Genomic DNA, 19203 nt, shown 5'->3' with positions numbered 1-19203 from the left:
CCTAGACGATGTCGACCGGCGACTCCCCGCTCTGCTGGTACTCCACGTGGTCGGTATCCCGGCTGAACCGGGGCTCCATCTCGCCGGGTGAGTAGAAGTCCCGGTAGACCCCATCGACCAGTTCTGCGAGTTGCTCCAGGGATACCGACTTGCGCCGGCGGCCGCAGTTCTCGCAGCGGGCGCGGGCGCCATTCGCCCGGATCAATTTCCCGACTTCGGGATCGCCCACGCAGTCGGAGCACAAGGGCGATGCGGCGGACCAGTTCGTGGGCATCTTGCGCGTCCGGTCAGGCGGGAACGGGGAAGCTGGGGTGGGATGCGTGGCCTTCCAGGGATCCCAGAGATGTCACGGCTTAAAGCGGATCCGCAGGCCGTTCTGGAGCAGCGCGCTCTCGCGCGCGGCCGGGGGCGAGGCCGCCATCAGCTCGTCGAGGCGCGTGTCGGCTTCGTCCAGCGCTGCGCTGGCCTCGTCGATGTCCGCAGAGCGCAAGCGCTCGATCAGCGTGGTCGTAGCGGGCTCCATGGTGACTTCCGCGGAGCCGAGCGAGGACACCAGGGTGCGCTGGATGCGGCGGGTCTCCTGGTCGTCTCCGGTAGCCGGAGCGCTGTGGGAGCCAAGCTCCTCGTCGGCGCTCGCGGCCAGCGCAGCGAGCGTTTCGTCCCGGCGGGGACGGCGTTTCCCGGCCTCTGACGCCCCGCGGCTCCTCGCTTCTACGCCAGCCGCGAGCGCGGCCGCGTTCTCTACGAGCCCGAGGCTCAGGCACAGGCCGAAGAGGTGGGCCGCCGCGATCTCGACCGCGAGCTGCGGTGGCGGCTCCGGCGGCTGCCGGTCGGCGGAGTTCCACCCGCGGATGTGAAGGCAGCGGGTGGTGGCTTTCCTCGCGTTGGGGTTGACCCGGGTCGCCGCGACGATGTGCCGCGGGACCGGGACTCGCATGCCATGGACCGTGACGATGAGGTTCCACGCCTGCCGCCGCCATGGACGCGGGCACCTGTCTTTTCTCGGGGTGTGCAGGGCCTCCTCCGTGCCCTTCGCCTCGACCGCCGCCCAGCCGCGGACGCCGGTGACCTGTCGTGGACGCATCGCGAGGTAATCCGGAAGGAGGGGAGTGGGCTTGGGCCTGGTGGTGCCGTTGGCTCGCTGCCGGGGGAACCCTTGGGCCACGACCGCACCTGGCGGAAAGGCACGGTGCCAGTTGTAGGTCCGGATGGGGTGTCGAGCGTCGGCGAGGAAGGCGCTCACCGGGGCGATCCAGCGATAGCCCTCCTCGGCGAGCAGGTGGCGTGCGCCGACCACGCCGAGCATCCAGGCGATCACGCGCTTCCATTGCCGCTCCGTGCCGGCCAGCTCCTCGTGCATCTCCCTAGAAGGTGCCGCCGTCGTCGTGCGGGCGGATGAGGTGGGCTGGCCAGCCGAACAACGCGGATGCGGGAGGAGGTGCGCTGAGAGGGGCCCAGTCCTGGAGGAGCATCCCCGCCATCTGGTCATGGGACAGCAGGAGCGGCTGCGCGGGCCTGATTCCGATAGGCCAGTAGTGTACGTTCATCCGGATTGCGGCTCCCCCGAGGGTCGGGCGTGGAAGGCGGGCGCCCGATCATAATACGGATGTTTCGGTGGGGACAGGCCCGGCCCTCGCATGGAGCGTAGCCGGCGCGCCCCCGCCGCCCGGTGGGCGGCGGAGGCGCGTTTTCTCAGGCAGGGCTCAGCGAGGACCTTCGCGGAGGCGCCGCATGACTTCGCGGGCCGCGGCTTCGGCGCTGGCCCGCTCTTCGGGCGTGGCGGGGCTGGTGTCCACCGGCTCGTCCAGGCTGGGAGCGGGCGGCAGCTCCGGCCGGTCCGGCCGCCCGCGCATCCGGAGGTAAGCGCGGATCAGCCGGTCGAGCAGTCTCGGTGGGAGGTCTTTGCCGTCGTCGGGCATCGCATCGGATCGCGTCAGGGTAGGCCAGCGGGGGTCGATGCTTCCAGGTGCGCGAGCCATCGCCGCGCCGCGGCCGCATCGGCGGCGGGCAGGCTCTCGATGCGCTCGAGCACCTGCGAGCGCAGCCGCTCCTGCAGGCGCTGGCAGCGCCGCTTGGCCGCCGTGTGCGTGAGGCCCACGGCCGCGCCGGCATCGGCCCAGCTGTCGCCCTGGACGAGCCTGTGCCAGAGTAGCGCCTGGGCCTCTTCGTTTCCACCCTGCAGGGCTTCTCCGAGCAGCCGGAGCACCACCTTCCGCCCTTGCGACCCCGGTGTGTCGTCGTCGTTCCCAAGGGGCAGGTCCGGTTCATGGGCATCGAGTTCGTCCAACTCCTCGCCGAACACCACTGCGTCCCACTCACCCCGGGCCTCGCGGGCCGCGTCCTTCGCAAGGTTGGCGGCGACGGCGCGGGCCCAGCTGACCAGTTGGCCGTTGCTCGTCCCCCGGAAGGAATGCAGCCCTCGGGCCACTCGCACCAGTGTCTCCTGCGCGATCTCCATCGCGAGCTCGTCGCCCTGGCGCCAGAAGCGGAGCCACCGGCGCAGGTACCTGAGCAGGTCGACATGGAGCTCCGTGAGCAGGCGCTCCATCGCGTCCTCGTCCCCTCGCACCGCCGCCTCCGCCAGGCACACCAGCAAGCCATCGGGTGTCGGGCCCTTCATCGCTCCTCCCGCGGTCGCCGAGATCCGTCTCCCATACTGGCGGACGGAAGCGCGGCACCGGTGCCGCCTGCCCGTCCGCTCCGGTGGAAGCGGTGGGCAGGCGGAGCGGAAGCTCGCCGGGCCAGCCGCCCTGCCGGAGCGGACGGGATGCCCGAGACGAAGAGGCCGGCCGATTACCGGGACATGGCGCGGCGGCGGAACGCGGCGTGGTTGGGGCCGGTGGCGGGGAACGCGAACACGCGCACCTGGTGGAAGTGCCTCGCGTGCGGCAGGTGGTGGAGAACCATCTACAACGCGCTGCAGCGAGGCAGCGGCTGCCCCGACTGCGCGGTGCGCCGCCGCGCCGAGCTGCGCACGTGCGGGCCTGGGGCGTACCACGCCCTGGCCGAGTCCCGCGGGTTCCGGTGGACGGGCCGCTACCCGGGCACGGCGAGGGCGCGGACGGAGTGGACCTGCGCGCGCGGGCACGCATGGCGGAGCACGTACACGCGGATCGCGCAAGGCCGCGGGTGTCCGGGGTGCGCGCGGGCCGAGCACCTGGAGCGCTGCGCGCGCGATCGCCACACGGACGCGGACTACCGGGCTGCCGGTGCGCGAGCGGGGCTGGACTGGCTGGGCCCGCTGCCTGGGAGCGCCTGGGGCAAGACGCGGTGGCGATGCCTGGCGTGCGAGCGGATCTGGACCGCGCCCTTCCACAAGCTCGCACAGGGCCGCGGGTGCCCGAGGTGCAGGCTCGACAGGCGCAACGCCGGGCAACGGATCCCGCCCGAGCGCTACCATGCGCTCGCCGCCGAGCGCGGGTTCGAGTGGCTGGGGCCGCCGGCGCGGCGGAACATCCATCCTACGCGCTGGCGCTGCCGCAAGGGGCACGAGTGGGAGGCGAGCTACGCCTGCATCGAGCGGGGGGCGGGCTGCCACGGGTGTCAGGACCGCGTGAACGGCATGCCAGTCTCCCAGAACCAGCGGCGGCTGGCGCGGATGCTGGGAGGGGAGCTGAACCGCCGTGTGGGCCGACTGGCCGTCGACGTCGCGCTGGAGCGTGACGGGGTGCCGATCGCGGTCGAGTACGACGGCTGGTACTTCCATGGGGCCCTGCAGGACAGGGACGAAGCTCGCGACCGTGCCATGATCGCGGCGGGTTGGCGCGTGCTCCGCATCCGCTCGGCCTACATGATCCCCTCGCAGGACCAGCTGGAGGCGGCGATCGAGCGGCTGCTCGCCGGCGAGGAGCGCGCAGTCCTCACCCTGCCTGACTGGGGGGTCGGCCGGGCGCGGGGACTCGCCTGGGAGCCGGCGCGCCCGCCCCGCCCGTACCGCTGGCGCCACGGGGCGTCCCATGCCTGACTGCGTGCTCCGGGACGCTGCCCTGCAGCGCATCGCGGATGCGCTGGACGCGACAGGCGCGTTCCGCGTCGCGCGCCGGTTCGAGCCGAAGGGCCGGTACGCGGAGCCGGACGGCACAGCCACGTACCGTGCGCTCTACGCCGACGTAGAGACCACCGGGCTCGACACCGAGCGCGATGACATCATCCAGCTCGCGCTGCTGCCGTTCGAGTACGCGCCATCGACGGGCCGCGTCTACGCCGTGGGCGAGCCGCTCGTGCAGATGGAGGACCCCGGCCGGCCGATCCCGCCGGAGATCTCCGCGCTCACCGGGATCTCGGACGCCGACGTGGCCGGCCGGCGAATCGACGACGGCGCCGTTGCCGCGCTGGCGGCCGGGGCGAGCCTCGTCATCGCGCACAACGCCGGATTCGACCGCCCCCTGCTGGAGCGCCGCATGCCGCTGTTCCGGAAGATGCCGTGGGCCTGCTCGCAGGTGGAGGTGCCCTGGGGCGAGCACGGGATCGCGGCGGCGAAGCTCGAGTTCGTCCTCTTCAAGCACTGCCGGGCCTTCTTCGAGGGGCACCGGGCGGATCAGGACTGCCATGCGGCGCTGCACGCGCTCGCGACGCCGTTCCGGTCCGGCGAACTGCCTTTCGCCTTGCTCCTCAGGTCCAGCCGCCGGCGGACGGTCCGGGTCTGGGCGCTGGACGCGCCCTACGGGGCGCGGATGGCCCTGAAGGGGAGGGGCTACCGCTGGAGCCCCGGAGAAGGAGGGCGGCCGAAGGCGTGGTACGCCGACCGGCGCGAGGAGGAGGTGGAGGGGGAGACGGCGTGGCTCCGGGAGGCCATCTATGCCGGGCGCGGCGGCACGCCCTGGAAGCTGCACGCCTTCGGCGCGGCCGACCGCTACTCGGTGCGGGTCTGAAGGTGCGCGGGCACCAGGACGGCCGGGTCGAGCGGCTCACCGACGCGGCGGTGGCGGAGGAGATGGCGGCGGGGCGGTTCCCGGCCGGCGAGGCGCTGCAGTCGATCCGCGTCCGGGCGGAAGCCGCCGTCCATCTCGCGGACCTCGCGGAGCACGACCCGGAAGACGTGTACGTGGTGGGCTGCTCCCGGGAGATCCTGCTCGCGGGCGAAGGGCCCGGCGGGTACCTCGTCCTCGGACGCGTCACGCGGACGATCTCGCGGCCGGACCAGCGGGTGGCGCTGGTCGTGGCGGCCGGCGTCTCCCGGGAGGACGCGCTGGTGCGCCTGGCGCACATCCAGGCGCACGTCGCGGCGCTGCCGTCGGGCTCCGCGCTGGCGCCGGCAGGCGGCGCGGTAGGCGCGGACGGCGACGCCGCAGCCCGGCTGGAGGCGGCGCTGCGCATCGTGCTGGAGGAGGAGGCGCCCGCGAGCGACGGGTGACGGCAAGTGGTCGGGGCCGGCGCGCCGCGCGAGGCTGGGCGCGTGGGTCCGCCCGTCTCTACGCCTTGCCCGCCATGAGCCCGTGACGCTGGCGTGCCAGCCACCGGCGCGCGTCCGTGCGGCCCGGGTCGTCGCCCTGGGCCAGCAGGCGCTCCACCTTCCGCCTGACGCGGGCGACAGTGCGCTGGAACCGGCGTTTCGCCCCGGCCGCGGTCAGGCCCAGCGCGTGGCCGACCTCCTCCCAGCTGTCGCGCCGCACCACGCGGTGCCAGAGCAGCGCGTGGACCGCCTCCGGCTCGGTCCCGAGCGCCTCGTGCAGCACTGCCAGGAGGGCGCCGACGGCCGCGCTCCGTTCGTCCGCATCCGCGCCGCATTCCACCTCCGCGAGCTCGTCGCCCAGGGCGCGCACCTCCCACTCCCGCAGGTGCTCCCGCAACCGATCCATCGCGGCGTGCCGGGCGACGGCGTGGCACCAGGCAAAGAGGACTTCATCGGTGCCGGCGCGGCAGGTTTGGAGCCCCGCGGCGATCCTCACCAGCGCTTCCTGGGCCACCTCTTCTGCCGCGCCATCTCCGATGCCGGCGAGCCAGCGCCGGCAAGCTCTGACAACATGGACATGCACGTGCGCGAGCAGGCGCTCCAGCGCGTGCTCACAGCCGTCCTTCTCGGCCGCGGCGAGTTCGACGAGGCCGGTGCGTGCGGTTGAATCTGGCATTCCGCCGGAGCCCGGGTGACACGGCACCACCGGGGCGCCGTATCGTGACGAGGCGTGCCTGCCCTGCCTTCCCAGTAGACAGAGTAAACACGGAATCCGGGCATTCTAATGCGACGGCGCTTCCGGTGCGCGGGCCTGGTTCGCCGCTCGCCGGACATATTCGGTCATCGTGGCGCGGAAGCTACGTGCCGGCTGGGGTTCCGGCGGGTTTGCCGGCGGCGGCGAGTACGTCGGGGGGCAATTCGATTCCTGCGGCTGCGTGGTGCTCGCGCAGGGAGGCGATCACGCCGCCCGACGCAGCGGGGCGGCGCTCCGGCGGGAGCGCGCGGACGAGGACGAGCAGCGCGTCAGAGGCGGTGATCGGTGGGCCTTCGGTTCGCTCGACGTGCTCGCGATACCACGCGTAGAGCTTTTCGAGCGTCTTTGCCTGTGGGCGGGAGCCCTCGAGGAAGAGGAGAAAACCGCGGTGGGCGATGCCGATCTCGCGGGAGACAGCCCGGTTCGAGCTGGCCTCGGCGCGGGCACGCGCCGCTTCGCGGATCCGGGAAATAGAGACATAGCGGTCAGGGAGCATTGCCGCCCCGGCCGCTTCTGGATAAGTTCTGGATAAAACACGTCGGGTTACACTGGAGAGCATAGGGCTGGGCGCGCGCGGTTGCAAGCGCCGACCAGATCCGCCGGTGTGCCCGCCTCTTTCGCTAACCCGCACCCCGGTCTGCCTGATGGCTCTCCGAATCGCTTGTCTCCTCCTGGCGCCCCTCATGGTTTCCGGCTGCGGCGATGCGGCTGATCCCGGCCGCACAGCGGACATCGAGGTCGTCTCAGCGACGCGAGTCCTGTATGCCGATGGCTTTCCTGCGATCGTCTTCGTCGTGGAGAACCGCGGCACCGTCGGCGTGGAGGCCGTGAACCTGGAGGTCGACGCGAGACGCGACGGCAGCACGGTCGCGAGCGCGGCGACGCAGGTCAGCGACCTCTCGCCGGGCGAGCAGGCCGAGTCCCCGCCGGCGGTCTTCGCCACCCTGAACTCTCACGCCGCCTACGAATGCCATCGGTATCGGGCGCGTTCGTATGATGACCGGGGGCAGGAGCTCTCCGACGACTCGTCCGAGGAGGTGTGCCCGTGACGCGGCGACGGCTGATCTTCCGGACGATGGGCGCCGCCGCCGCGGTCGCCCTGTTTCTCACGGCGTGTGGCGGTCCGGCCCGTCCGGACGAAGGCGAGCTCCGGACGGCGATTGACCGGCACCTGGCGGAAACCCCGCGGTGCATCGCGGACATCGCATGGCGCTTCCCCGCGGATCTCAGGCGCGAGCACCATCCCACCCTCGAACCAGACTGGGCCGCGATGCTCGCGCGGCTGGACGCGCTCGTCCGACTGGGCCTGCTGCGCGCCGAGCCGGTGGAAGGCGCGGCGTGGGGGCATCCGATGCGCTACGAGCTGACGGACGCGGGCCGGTCAGCGTACAGGGAGTTCCCGGTCGGCCGGTGGGATCCGCGAAAGCCGGCCGGGGGGTTCTGCTACGGCACGCCGGAGGTCGATTCCATCATCCGCTACACCGAGCCGGCAGAGGGAGCCGGGCAGGTGCAGACGGAGGTGACGTACAGCTACCGGCTCCGGGACGTGGCGGCCTGGGCCCAGGATGCCGGCTTCCTCCGGCTGTACCCGGAGGTCGAGCGGGAGCTGGGGCCGGGTGTTCCGCGGCAGGCCCAGGCGATCCTCGTGCGCGCGAGCGATGGCTGGAGGGTGCTCGCACGACCCTGATCTGGTAGAGGCGGCGGGGGTGGACGGCGTGTTTATGCCTGGCGGGCCCCCGACTGGGGGCCTGTCTGTTTCGGCGCCTTCTCCCGCCTTGGCGGGGGCCGGTTGCATGAGCTCAGCAAGCACGAATGGCACACTTGCTAGGCAAAGTGGCCACGCGCATTCTTTGTGTCCGATGATGTGCGCCTGAATGGAACTGCCCTGCACATGCGCGAGCGACAGTGGCTTATATCGGCAAACAGGAGCCGGAGGGCAGGGAGCGGAACCGCGGGCCGAAGCGCCGGTGGACCATTCCCGCGCCGCCCCGCCTGAGCCCCGGTGGGCGGGTGGCGCGGCAGGTCCGGGGGGGGGTCCCCGGCCTTCGCGGGCTTGGGCGCTGGCCGCGGGTCCGGGCCCGGGGGGCGGGGCGCCGCGGCAGATCCTGGAGGAGGTCCCCGGCCTTCTCGGGATTGAGCTCTGGCAGCGGTTCCGGGACGGGGTGGTCTGGAACGCGGTTGCCGCCGAAGGCCGGCACCACCTCTTCCTGAAAACCACCTACCTGCGCGACCCCGCGTTTACGAACGCCGCAGCGGAAGCCGTGGAGATCCACCCGGCGCTGCGCGCCTTCGGTGAGCTGATCGGCAGCGCTCGCGCCGTCGAGCCGCGTGCGCTCGCGAAAGCCAGCGTTAGCATCTCCGAGTGGGCCACGCTGCACGGGCATGAGGAGACCGCGGCGCTCTATGCAGGCTTGGCGGCACGGCTGCGGCCGCGCGACCCTGAGCTGGCCTTCGCCGCTGGCCGGGCCGAGCGGCGCTGTGGACGCCATGAGCGCGCGGAAGAGTGGTTCCTGCGCGCCATCGGCCTCTCGCGCCGCGCGGGGGATGATGCGGCGTACGCGTCCGCATTCCTCGGGTGGGGCCTGATGGAGGAGCAGCGGGGCCGCCGCGCGTCGGCCCGGCAGAAGTACGTGCGGGCGTGGCGGGCAGCGATGCGCGGAAGCCTTCACCAGCTTGGGGCCGCCGCGCGGCACAACCTGATCGCACTGTCGGTGCCGGACGATCCATTCGATGTTGGCCTGGCGCACGTCATTGCGGCCTACAAGCTCTACGACGACAGCAACCCGGAACGGCTGGCGCTGCTCGCATTGGATGCCGGCGTGTTCTTCGCGGAGCACGGCTTCTATGCGCACGCGCTCCGCCTGTATGATGCCCTGGCGCGTCACGTCGCGCGCCCGGCGGTGCAGGTCGCCCTGCTGGCCAACGTGGCCCGTGCGGCCGCGGCAGTCGGGGACCGGGACCGTTTTCGGGTCGCGTACGAGAGCGTCAACCGAGAGGATGCGCAGAAGGGGGAGTTCGCGCCCGCGGCGCTGGCGGAGATCGCCCGCGCCGCACATACGCTCGGCTTTGACGGCAAAGCCATCGCCACGGCGAACGAGGCCCTGAAGATCGCCCGCTTGCGCGGCATGGGGGGCGCCGAAAAAGCGGCACTGGACGTCATCGAATCCGTCCGCGAAAAACGCGCGGGTGACGTGCCCCGGGAGCCGCCACCGGGCGTCGTACGCTTCGTTAGCCGGTTCGTGAGGCGGCTGCAGTCGCTGTCGCCGATGGAACCCTGACGCCGCCCCCACTGGCGGCGTATTAGTGTCCCGAGCCTACGAACACTCCGCCCCGCCCCGTCGTATCTCCCGCGACAGTTGTTTCACCCGGCGCTGCTGTCGCGCCGCTCCCGCTGGTGCTGCTTCCACCTGAGACCTGGTTCGAGCTGCCACTCGACCGGGCGACAGCCTCGTCAGCACCGGCGCGGCTGGCGGTCGGCTGCGCGTTGCACGCGCCCTGGATGAGGACGGTGCAGATAGCCGCACCGAGCCGAAGATTTCGCGTTCCATTCCGCATGTTGGGTTCTCCTCTGGCGCATGTGATGTGGGAGCACCGCCGTGGCATGGGGGCGGGCGGGCTGAATCATAAGCCCGTTCCCTTCGCGCCACCACACCCATTTGTTTACGCGCCGCTTCCCGACTAAGCCAGCGACGCCATCGGGACCAGGTTATCAGGGTTTCTTCCCTTTTAAACACAGCAATACACCGCACGCGGTGGCGCTCCGAAGATGACAAGCCAGATGGCTTGGAATCTTTCACCGGAGCCCTTGTCGCCCTCGCATTTCCCGGCAGAACTTCGTCCGAGAGGCACTCGTTCACGAGGACAAAAACGGAGATTTCTGCATGGGAAGCCGAACGATCCAGCCCGTGGAACCCCGCGCGCAGGCGGCCACGCCCGCGACCGTCCCCTCGAACCCGTCCCCACCGGCGGCTGCCGACCGGATGCGAGCGCAGCACCCTCCCCAGTCGTCCGAGCCTATGGACTACCAGACCTACACGTACGGCTATCCCCCGGTCTCCGGGCGGATGTTCGGAGCGGGAACTGATGGGCGGCGAGGAGCGCGCACGTCCCGGCAGGGCAGGCGCGTGCCGGTCGGTGACAGAGTGGATCAGGTGCGGGGCAGGCGGCGGTGCCGCGCTTTCGTCCGCCAGTAGGGAGGGACGAAGCAGAGATCACACGCACCGCAGCTGAAAGGACCCGCATGGAGCCCCCTCGTCGTCCTGCCGCTCGCGTCGAGCAGCCGGATTTCGCGCTGCCGATCTCAATCGAAGGAGCGGAGTTGCAGGAGTCGGTGATCGCCTCGGAGGTCCCGGCGGAACACGCGCTAACCGTGCTGCGCGCCTACCGGATCGTGCTCGCGTGGGCCCAGGGCGATGAGGCGGCCGTGGCCCCTCCGGACGTCGAGGAGCCGGCGCGCTGGGAGGAGGAAGCGCTCGAACGGATGGAAGAGGCCCCGGGTCTCTGGGCGCCGGTTGCGGTGATCGCGGGTGAGCTGGCCAACCTGTCGGGCGCGGATCCGAAGCACCTGGCGCGGGCCTGCTTGGCGATCAGTGAGTGGGCACTCGGCAGCGAGGCCCCCGCAAGCGCGTTGCTGTTCGTCGAAGCGGCCGCGCTTGTGCGGCCCGAGGATGCGAGGTGCGCCTACTTGGCGGGCGGAATGCTCCAGCAGCGAGGCCGTGTGCGGGAGGCGGAGCGGTGGCTCCGGCGCGCCGTGCGGGTGGCGGCCGCGAGCGGCGACAAGGAAGCGGGTTCCCTCGCCGCGGGTGCCCTGGACGGTCTCTCCGGCCGGAGCGACGGCTGATGGGCCGCGGCGACGGGGGGCAGGTCTCCGGAAACGGCCAGCGGCCGGCGGCCCGGGAAGAGGAGGCGCCGGCGGTCCGGCTGGCGGTGTATCGCGTGCGGCTGGAGCGGGAGCGGTATCTCGCGTTCCCCTGGCGCGCGTTCGGCGGGCCCGAGGACGCGGTGGCGCTCTACCGCCGGTACGCCGGTGTGCTGGACCGCGAGCACATGGTCGCGATCCACTTGGACGCCCGCGGGCGGGTGAGCGGGCTGCACACGGTCTCGGTGGGGTCGCTGCAGCGGAGCGAGGCGGGAGCGAGGGAGGTGTTCAAGGCGGCGATCCTCGGAAACGCAGCCGCGATCGTGCTGGTGCACAACCACCCGTCGGGCGACCCCTCGCCGAGCCCCGAAGACGTGTCAGTGGCCCAGGGGCTCGAACTGGTTGGACAATTGGTCGGCATCCCCGTCGCCGACCACGTGGTCGTGGGCGAGCCTGGGTACGCATCGCTCCGCGACCTCGGGCTCCTGGAGTTTGATCCGCATGACCCTGATCCGCTCCGCACGCAGAACACGGACGAGGGCTGGGCGGCGGGGCTGGACACCCTGAAGTTCGGAGCCGCGTTCCTGGCAGGTGGGATGACGGCTGTCCGGTGGCAGGCGCGGCGTGAGGTGAAGCCGGGGGGCGGACGAGCCTTCGTACCTGTTCCGGCGCGCGCCGCCACGCTCAACCCGATGATCACGGTGGAGCCCGACCCGTCGCTCCGGCCGGAGGAGATAGAGCCACTCCTGGAGGAGCTCCAGCGCCGGGTGGGCGCGGCTCTGGAGCGTGCCCTGGACGGTGTTCCTGCTACCGTGCGCGTCGACGACGTCGGCTTGTCGTACGTGCGCGAGGTGCCGGTCTTTCCTGTGGCGGCCGGACCGCGCGTGTTCCGAGACTCTACGGAAATAGCCGAGGGGGTGGAGGGACTCGCTGCGGAGGCAGGCATCGGGGGCGTCGTCCACGACGCGGTGGGGCGGGCGTTCCGCTGCAGCGCCTGGGCAGCGTTCGCGAGGCTGCCGGGAGAGGATCGGCCTGTCGGAGACGTTTTTACACTCGATGACGCCTGAGTCCGTGCTGTGAAGTGTATCGCTCCCCTCGCGCGACAGCTTTGTGCTAGGCGATCTGGTGCTCTGAACTCGCAGCGTAGAGCGTCTTGTCCCCAGCACCCGTCACCCATCAATCACGCGATGGCGGGGGGGTGAGGATGGTGGGACATAAAAGTATAGGGGTTATCTCTCACGGATCCGCTCAAGCTTGGCCGCATGCCTCCGAAACGCATCCACGAGATCGTCCGCGGAGGCCATGATGTTGCCGACGAGAACTTCAGAGCCGGGCGGGATCACGAGTTCCAGGCGCCGTGCCGCCCTGCGGATGACGGTTGCGCGAGGATGCTCTGGGGTTGAGCGACGCTGGCGCGGGCCAAACGTATCGAGATACGTGCGGCCCGCGCTCGTCGGGGTCAGGATTTCGTCGTGGACCGTAACGAGTCCCCGCGCTAGCCGCGCTTGCGAGCGAACGCTGCCCACCCGCGGCGCTGTCGAAGGAGTGCCGCCGTGGCCTGGCTCACGTCGGGCAGACTTCGTCCGGAGCCGCAACGGCGGCCGCTGGTTCTGCCAGGTTGCACGAGGTGAACAGCACGGTTTCGTTCCGTCCGTCTGAGGCGATTACCCGCACCCGCACATTGACCCGTCCGTGCAGGAACGCCGGTGAGACCGTTAGCGGCGCCCGGGTCTGCTCCTGCACCGTGACCCACCTTTGGCCGTCGTCGAAACTAGACTGGATGAAGAAGGTGAGCGCGCCCGCTTCTGGATCGGCATCACGCGCGCGCCAAGTGAACTCCAGGCCGCCTTGGGTGCGCCGCACCGTGACGGGGCCGTCCAGCCGCGGAGCGTGGTGGCTGATCGGGAACGTGCCCAGGGCCAGGTTTTGGTATACCAGCCGGACGGCAGACCCTGCGGGGTGGTTGGGCAGGTAGGCATTGAACGCTCCGGACCAGGTGCCCGGCTGATCCGGCGTACGGTCGCGCGCATCGAACTGCAGGGGCGCGGCACCCGCGGCCACCTCAAGGCCGTTGGGGTCCAGCAGCAAAATGGTAACCTGCCTGGTGGCCGGCGTGGCCTGCAGGTATTCCGCGTCCCGCCGCGGGTCCGTCCCCGGCTCCCCGACAGCGACGGTGCCGTGCACACTGCTGTGCATCAGCCCGTATGAGCGCCCTACGGTGCCGGCCACGTTCAGCCAAGCCGCCCGCTCGAACAATCGCCCCGCCGGAGCGGAGACTGTGGCGCGGGCTAAATAGTCGAACTGTTCCTCGTGGAGCCGCTTCAGGATTTGCCGGTACGCTGCGGGTGTCAGCCAGGGGCCCACGCATCCGCCCGTGGACGTGTAGCTCATCAAGTCGTTCATGCTGTTGGCCGAGTGCAGATCGATCCCAGCCGCGAGGGGTTCCAAGATCATAACGGCAGTCCCGGCGGTGTCCGCGGGCTGGCACCCGTCGCGCGGCGGGTGGGGCACCCCAAAGGTGTGCGCGAGCTCATGGGAGCTATACCAATCCGTGTACGAGCCGTCGCGGTCCCACGGGTACACGCCGAGCCGGGGTACCCCTGCCGGACCGGAGGCGATGTACGAAGCGTCGGCGGTGGGAGGCAGGCCCGAGCTGCAACCCCGCATGGGTAGGCTCCCGCCGTCCGCCACGATGCCGTAGTAGCGGGTTCGGCTGTCCTGGCCTGCTCGGACGTCAAGCGCGCGAATGCGGGCAAGGTGTAAATTGATGTCGCCGCATTCCAAGGGGGTGGGGACGTACATTGACACCCACTCCATCCGTACCTCGCTAACGGGGAGCACCCGTCGTGCCCAGTCGCGTAGCGCGACCACCTGGTCTTCGTCCGCGTGGCGACCATACTCGTCCCGCAGGGCAACGACCTTCAGCCGCAGCACGGCGGAGTCGCCGATCGTCACCTCTTGGGGCAATTCGCAGGCGGGGCAGGCGATCATCTCACCCGACTGCTCGTGGAATAGGTGCGCCAGGCGCAGCCGCACGACGCCGGGAGGCAGGGCGTTGGCCGGAAGCTCAAAGTTAAGGGTGGCGGGAAATAGCATGCGGTTCGTTGCCGCCCTTCCCTCTTTGTCGGGGTTTAGCACGGCAGCATTCAAGCTCTGGAGGAGCGTGTCCAGCCCGGCGTCTGTTCTCACATGCAGCCGGCCGCGTATGGAAGCAGTACCGGTTTCGTTTAGGCGCAGGTGGACACGCACCCAGGTCAGCCTTCCACCCACGAGCGGAACGCCGTTACCGGTGTCCTGCATCCCCTGCGTCACCTCCAGGGGATGGAGCAGGGTTGCGGTGTCGATCGGGGCGGCGGGGACACCCAAGGGTGCCTCCTGGGCGGGCAGTATCGGTGTCGCGACCGCGGTGAGGACCGTCAGGAGGAGCGCGGCGCGTTCCCTCGCGCTGCCGCGGATCTTCCAGGGAGTCCAGATCGGCACGGGCCGCTCAGAAGCGGAAGTGGAACAGCGTCGCGTCCACGCCGAGGATGACCGACGCCCGTACAACGTCCACCCGCTCCGTGCGAGTAACTGATCCGTCCGAGGCGGTCACGGACCGCTCGCGGAGATTGCCGACGGATTGCAGGCCGAAGCCGAGCGAGAGCGGCCACCCTCGGGCGTTGACCATGAAGAAGATTCCTGGGGCGAAGACTTGGCCGAATCCGAGTTCGGGGGTGGTCGAGAGCTCGGATTCGTCGCTTTCCTCGTCCCCGTTGAACCGCGCGCTGGCCAGGGTTCCCAAATCGATCACTGAGGCGAAAAGGGAGAACGCACCCAGCGGCGACCCCCGACTAATCTCAATCCCCACGGGCAGCGACAGCCCCACGTGATTCGCGTCGTCTCTCCCCGGGAGGCGACCGCCGGCGGGGCGCTCCCACCCGAAGGTCAGTCCCGGGTAGCCGACGACCGACGCTGTGGTGGGACCCCAACGCCGCAGGAACGGCTCGCGCGTGTCCTGATTGCGCTTGGACCGATAGGACCCGACAGGCGCGCTGGCGGTGCGGAGCGCCACGGTCACCTCCTCTTCGGTGCGGGCGCCGGCAAGCGAGGCCGCGAACGACAGGTACTGCAACCGCCATTCGCACGCCCTGTCCGAGAGCCGCGCCGCGCGCGAAGACGTGCCAAGCACCGCGCGCTCGGCTTGACGGATCAGCCGCTCCCGCCGCCTGTCCTGTTCGGCCGTCCGGTCTTCTGTCGGAGCCCCGCGCCGCGCGCGCACGTTCGCTCGAACATCGTCTAGTGCATCCAACCGGTCCGCCTGTTGCTCCGCCTCCGCGCGTGCGGTCGCCAGGAGCGCATCGTAGCTCACAGGCGTTGTCCGGCACAGGTCCAGTTCCGGCCTCCGCAGCAGCCACGTAACCACGGCCCCATATTGGCGGTTGCTCACGGACTCGTAGAGTGTGGTGGCATCCGCCACGAAGCGCTGGAACGCCGCGGTGGCAGTGGCAACCTCCTGCTGCTGATCGTCGATCAGGAACCGGGAGCCGGCCTGCAGGAGCTGCATTACCGCGCCCGGGCTCGAGACGGCCGCCCGGGCCTCGGTCGCCGCGGAGTCCATCAAGGTGCGGGCGTCCGAGGCCACGCGAGGCAGCGAGTGGAGCTGGTTGAGCAGGAGAACGGCGTCAGCCTCCCGCGTCTGCAGCGCTTCGAGGAAATCGGATGCGGTTGCTCTCAGCCCCGGGTCGAGGCGAATCATGTCGTGGCCCACCAGGGCCACGAAGTACCGGCGCTGCCACCCGCGGTCCCGGTTGGCAAGCTCCTGGATAAACGGCTCGCCACCGGCGGCTGCGTATTCGCGGGCGAGTAGCCCCACGAACTGCATCGCGCGGCGGATGACCGGGTTCTGCACCTGTCCTTCGTCGAGCTGAACCAGGTTGGCCATCGCCACCGCCGGTGGGCTGCCGGCGCGGATCTCAAGCCCCCGTTGGAACACCACGGACATGCCCTCGAGGTAGGCGCGGTGCTCGGCCCGGATCCCGAACGCCTCCGCGACGATATCGATACGTGCGGGTAAGTCGTCCAGGTCGCGCATGAAGGCGGCGTGGAGCAGCGGCATGAAGGTCTGGAAAGTCTCGGTGTCCATCCGCTCAATCAGGTCGCGCGATTGCGGCAGGGCTACCTGCAGCCACTGGTCCCCGCGAACGCGCTCCCGCAGGTTCAGGACAAAGCTGAATGCCACCTCGTCCTGTGCCCGGTTCACGAAGAACTCCGCTCCGCCGCGCAGAATGTCGGCCTGCGACGGCAGCCACGCCACGCCCGTGGCACGGGCTGCCTCCACGCCGGCACCGAGCGCTCCCGTCGGTGCGCCGAGCGGTCCCGACACGCTCTGCCCCCCGGCCGCCGCGCGCGCGAGGTCCCTGGCTCGCGTGTGCCGTGCTTCGGCGACTCTCAAGTTGACCGCAGCGGCGACCGCGTCGATTTCGCCGAGCGTCGGCGCTGGAAACACGTCGTAGGGGGCGGCGAGGAAAGCCTGGATCCGGCGTTCCACGAGGGAATCGCCGCCCAAGGGTTCGGGCTGCTGCTCAAAGTTGGGATTGACCTTCAGGAGGGAGTCCCGGAGCGCCGCGGCCGCGCGGGCGCGGGCCATAGCGTTCTCCGGCGGAAGTGATCCGTCCTGAGCGTGCGCGCCGGCGACGGTGAGGAGGAGAAGCAGGACAGTCGGGAGAGCCGTGCGTGCGCCGGCTGAGAGGATGGAGTGCATAATCGCGAATGAATGAAGGGTGGTGAACATCCGGTGTGCTGCTGCAATATGCGACGGGAAGCGGTGATCGCAATGATATTCTTGGGCTGGAACTCGCGGCGGAAGCGCACACCCAGCATGTGGAGGGCGTAAGCATCGCCGCCGCCCGTCCGGATGGGAGGACTGAAGCGGTGGTGGTGGTCGCATCGAGCCCGACGGTGTGAACTTGGTCCGGGCGTAACGGGGCTGCGTCAATCATGGGAAGCCAGCAGCGACACGAGCGAGCGCTGTGGCTCCGTCACCGAAGCCCTGGAGGCCCTCTATGAAGCGCGTAGAACTGAAGCTGGAAGACCTCAACGTGGAGAGCTTTGAGGTCACGCTGGATCTCAGCGCCGGCACGAACGCGCAGTACACGGACAAGGACCACTGCTGAGCGGCCGCGGCTCAGCGGTATCCGCACGCGGGAGCAGCAATTCGATGTTGCTGCTCCCGCGACTTTTTCTAATCATCGCGTGTTTGCGGGTATAGCACTCGTTAGCTCGCCCCGGGTTACGCGTGGGTCGCCGAGGCATTGAAGTACGCGTTGTTCCCGCCGACTTCCGACATCTGCAAAGGGTGAGAAGGATTTCGGAATCTTGTAGGTCATACGTCTGCCCCTTACCTTCGCAAATATGGTGACCGAATCGGCGCTACAGAGGGGGTGTAACGCGAATACGTCCCTGGGGCGACAGCGTAGGAAAAGGCTGTCGCCCCAGGGACGCGGCCCGGTGGTCGAATGCATCAAGACGAAGCTGACAGTGCTGTAGAAATCGTGGGACTGCTTCGTGCCGCGGCGGCCGATGCAAGGGACGCGGGAGCCCGGCGGCTGGTCGCCAATTACGGAGACCGGCTGTTCGGGTACCTGATAAACACGGTCGGGCTGGAGGAACTCGATGCTGCGGACGTTCTCAATGACGCGCTCTACCGGGCGATCCTGCGGATCGATCAACTCAAACGTCCTGAGAACCTCGCTGGATGGTTGTACAAGCTGGCATATCGGGCCGGTGTGGACTGGCACCGGAAGTTACGAGCACGGCACGAAGTGCCACTTGAGCGGGAGCCGCTGCTCGTCGCCCCCGGCGAATCCAGTGATCAGGAGCCAGGCTCCGAGGTAGTGGCGCGCGCGGAGCGGGTGGACGCTGCGTTAGAGACGCTCTCTCCACGGGACCGCGAGGTCTTGTCGGCCGTGGCTCACGATCTCACGAACGAGGAGATCGCCGAGGTTCTGGGGGTGACGCCGGGACATGCACGTGTGCTGCGCCATCGTGCAAGTGAGCGGTTTCGGAAGGCGTACGCGCGGGTTGGTGGTGGGGATGGGCGCGCAGAGGCGATCGAGACACGGGAAGCGACCAATGACGCATCAGGATCGTGACGACGAGATGACGGCGAGCGCCCTCAGGGCAGCGGTCCGGGCCGGTTCGGCCCGGCTGGAGCCGAGCGCGCCTATCGCGCGGGTGCTGCAGGCGCGCGCCTCCCAAGACGCCTTGTCAGATGGGGCCCGGGAGCAGGCTGTCCGTTCAGCCAGGAACGCCGCGGTCGACCGCCGGCTCCAGGCGGCGCGTGCCGATCTGCTGATCGTCGGTGGGTTCAGCGCCGCGCTCCGGAGGGCGCGCACGGCGGCCGCAGTGAGCGACGACGAGCTTGCCGGTCGGCTTTCGATCGGCGTCGGGCTTCTTCGCGATGCGGAAGCTTCCGCACGGGCAGTGCTCGACTGGCCTGCGGAGTCGCTGGCCGACATGCTCGAAATCCTTGACATCCCCCTGCACGTCGTCCGATCCTCTGTGCGGCGCCCCCGCCCGCGCGGGCGGGCCGAACCCACCCTCTACCAGGCCGCCGCATCACTCGCGGCCGACGGACCTCCCTTTTCGCACCCCACCTTGGCCGATACGGCTCGCATCCTGCGCGAGCGCGGACGTGAGCACCTGCTCGTGCCGGGCTAAGGCCCACCGCTCCGCGCATCCACATGAACTACGAGGAGGGGACCATGGCATCCATGCTCGTTCGAGGCCGGCTGCATGGCGTGTCCGGGACAGGTGTGCTCGCTGACCGCGCGTTGCTGGTGGTCAGCGAATACCTGCAGCAGCAGGCGCTTCCGGCGGATGGCCGGGAGATACTCGGGCGTTTTCGTGAGCGGTACCAGGAGGCCCGCGAGGAAGCCGCGCGGCCGGGGCTGAGCTCCGTTGCGGCCAGCGTCGACGTGCTGGCCGTGACTAACCGGGCTCTCCAGTCGCTGTCGTCGTGCCGTGCATCGGGCGCGCTGGAAGGCGAGTTCCCCACGATCGAACGAATCCTCGGCACGATCGATGGGTTGCGGGATACCGGGCGGGCGGAGGAGGGCGAGGTGCGGCTGCTGCAGGGTTTCCTCGATCGGTACAGCGAATACACGCTGGCGCGAGAGACCCCGCGGCTGCCGGAACGCTCCCTGTTCTCGTAGCCGGCGC

General features: G+C 70.0%; 20 protein-coding genes. 12 read left to right on the top strand and 8 right to left on the bottom strand.

The window, feature by feature from the left end; genetic code table 11:
* Position 1 precedes the first annotated feature (1 nt).
* From ACOJUJ_RS17260 to ACOJUJ_RS17245, 4 genes are all read right to left on the bottom strand, one after another.
* On the bottom strand, positions 2–274 hold the full coding sequence (locus ACOJUJ_RS17260; RefSeq protein ID WP_420128147.1) for a hypothetical protein: 273 nt from the start codon (positions 272–274) through the stop codon (positions 2–4).
* A 72-nt stretch (positions 275–346) separates the two neighbouring features.
* Positions 347–1360 (bottom strand): hypothetical protein, encoded by a 1014-nt coding sequence (locus tag ACOJUJ_RS17255; RefSeq protein ID WP_420128146.1) that lies wholly within the window; start codon positions 1358–1360, stop codon positions 347–349.
* Positions 1361–1703: 343 nt separating this feature from the next.
* Entirely contained in the window at positions 1704–1853 is a 150-nt protein-coding gene (locus ACOJUJ_RS17250; protein WP_420128145.1) for a hypothetical protein, read from the bottom strand.
* A gap of 80 nt (positions 1854–1933) precedes the next feature.
* On the bottom strand, positions 1934–2620 hold the full coding sequence (locus tag ACOJUJ_RS17245; RefSeq protein ID WP_420128144.1) for an RNA polymerase sigma factor: 687 nt from the start codon (positions 2618–2620) through the stop codon (positions 1934–1936).
* Positions 2621–2767: 147 nt separating this feature from the next.
* On the opposite strand from ACOJUJ_RS17245, the gene ACOJUJ_RS17240 reads away from it, so the two are divergent.
* The 3 genes from ACOJUJ_RS17240 to ACOJUJ_RS17230 are packed head-to-tail and all read left to right on the top strand — an operon-like array spanning position 2768 to position 5353.
* Positions 2768–3964, top strand: a complete 1197-nt coding sequence (locus ACOJUJ_RS17240; protein ID WP_420128143.1) for a zinc-ribbon domain-containing protein — start codon at positions 2768–2770, stop codon at positions 3962–3964.
* Positions 3957–4871, top strand: a complete 915-nt coding sequence (locus ACOJUJ_RS17235; protein ID WP_420128142.1) for a 3'-5' exonuclease — start codon at positions 3957–3959, stop codon at positions 4869–4871. Before ACOJUJ_RS17240 ends, ACOJUJ_RS17235 begins: the two co-directional genes overlap by 8 nt.
* Before the next feature lie 2 nt (positions 4872–4873).
* Entirely contained in the window at positions 4874–5353 is a 480-nt protein-coding gene (locus ACOJUJ_RS17230; RefSeq protein WP_420128141.1) for a hypothetical protein, read from the top strand.
* A gap of 58 nt (positions 5354–5411) precedes the next feature.
* On the opposite strand, the gene ACOJUJ_RS17225 is transcribed toward ACOJUJ_RS17230, so the two are convergent.
* Together ACOJUJ_RS17225 and ACOJUJ_RS17220 are read right to left on the bottom strand one after the other, a co-directional pair.
* Entirely contained in the window at positions 5412–6068 is a 657-nt protein-coding gene (locus tag ACOJUJ_RS17225) for an RNA polymerase sigma factor (protein WP_420128140.1), read from the bottom strand.
* A 181-nt stretch (positions 6069–6249) separates the two neighbouring features.
* Positions 6250–6642 (bottom strand): hypothetical protein, encoded by a 393-nt coding sequence (locus ACOJUJ_RS17220; RefSeq protein WP_420128139.1) that lies wholly within the window; start codon positions 6640–6642, stop codon positions 6250–6252.
* A gap of 187 nt (positions 6643–6829) precedes the next feature.
* On the opposite strand from ACOJUJ_RS17220, the gene ACOJUJ_RS17215 reads away from it, so the two are divergent.
* The 5 genes from ACOJUJ_RS17215 (at position 6830) to ACOJUJ_RS17195 (ending at position 12071) form a co-directional block, all read left to right on the top strand.
* Complete coding sequence (locus ACOJUJ_RS17215) at positions 6830–7195, top strand: hypothetical protein (RefSeq protein WP_420128138.1); 366 nt, start codon at positions 6830–6832, stop codon at positions 7193–7195.
* Complete coding sequence (locus ACOJUJ_RS17210; RefSeq protein WP_420128137.1) at positions 7192–7833, top strand: hypothetical protein; 642 nt, start codon at positions 7192–7194, stop codon at positions 7831–7833. Before ACOJUJ_RS17215 ends, ACOJUJ_RS17210 begins: the two co-directional genes overlap by 4 nt.
* Before the next feature lie 475 nt (positions 7834–8308).
* Entirely contained in the window at positions 8309–9424 is a 1116-nt protein-coding gene (locus ACOJUJ_RS17205) for a hypothetical protein (RefSeq protein ID WP_420128136.1), read from the top strand.
* Between the two features lie 962 nt (positions 9425–10386).
* Complete coding sequence (locus ACOJUJ_RS17200; protein ID WP_420128135.1) at positions 10387–10986, top strand: hypothetical protein; 600 nt, start codon at positions 10387–10389, stop codon at positions 10984–10986.
* On the top strand, positions 10986–12071 hold the full coding sequence (locus tag ACOJUJ_RS17195) for a JAB domain-containing protein (protein ID WP_420128134.1): 1086 nt from the start codon (positions 10986–10988) through the stop codon (positions 12069–12071). The genes ACOJUJ_RS17200 and ACOJUJ_RS17195 overlap by 1 nt, the downstream gene beginning before the upstream one ends.
* A 496-nt stretch (positions 12072–12567) precedes the next feature.
* Here the strand turns inward: ACOJUJ_RS17195 and ACOJUJ_RS17190 are convergent, their stop codons facing one another.
* Positions 12568–14484 carry a hypothetical protein gene (locus tag ACOJUJ_RS17190; RefSeq protein WP_420128133.1) on the bottom strand — a complete coding sequence of 639 codons (1917 nt, stop codon included), beginning with the start codon at positions 14482–14484 and terminating at the stop codon, positions 12568–12570.
* A gap of 7 nt (positions 14485–14491) precedes the next feature.
* Positions 14492–16774: a hypothetical protein gene (locus ACOJUJ_RS17185; RefSeq protein ID WP_420128132.1), complete on the bottom strand. Its 2283-nt coding sequence runs from the start codon at positions 16772–16774 to the stop codon at positions 14492–14494.
* Positions 16775–16779: 5 nt separating this feature from the next.
* On the opposite strand from ACOJUJ_RS17185, the gene ACOJUJ_RS17180 reads away from it, so the two are divergent.
* The 4 genes from ACOJUJ_RS17180 to ACOJUJ_RS17165 all read left to right on the top strand — a co-directional run bounded on the left by ACOJUJ_RS17180 (position 16780) and on the right by ACOJUJ_RS17165 (position 19196).
* Positions 16780–16947 carry a hypothetical protein gene (locus ACOJUJ_RS17180; RefSeq protein WP_420128131.1) on the top strand — a complete coding sequence of 56 codons (168 nt, stop codon included), beginning with the start codon at positions 16780–16782 and terminating at the stop codon, positions 16945–16947.
* A gap of 551 nt (positions 16948–17498) precedes the next feature.
* Positions 17499–18134: an RNA polymerase sigma factor gene (locus ACOJUJ_RS17175; RefSeq protein ID WP_420128130.1), complete on the top strand. Its 636-nt coding sequence runs from the start codon at positions 17499–17501 to the stop codon at positions 18132–18134.
* On the top strand, positions 18115–18702 hold the full coding sequence (locus ACOJUJ_RS17170) for a hypothetical protein (protein WP_420128129.1): 588 nt from the start codon (positions 18115–18117) through the stop codon (positions 18700–18702). Before ACOJUJ_RS17175 ends, ACOJUJ_RS17170 begins: the two co-directional genes overlap by 20 nt.
* Positions 18703–18746: 44 nt before the next feature.
* Positions 18747–19196 (top strand): hypothetical protein, encoded by a 450-nt coding sequence (locus tag ACOJUJ_RS17165; RefSeq protein WP_420128128.1) that lies wholly within the window; start codon positions 18747–18749, stop codon positions 19194–19196.
* The last annotated feature ends 7 nt before the right edge of the window (positions 19197–19203 follow it).

This window comes from Longimicrobium sp. (assembly GCF_048594345.1).
In the GTDB taxonomy this organism is placed as follows: Bacteria; Gemmatimonadota; Gemmatimonadetes; order Longimicrobiales; family Longimicrobiaceae; genus Longimicrobium.
This window is presented reverse-complemented; position numbering and strand designations above follow the sequence as displayed.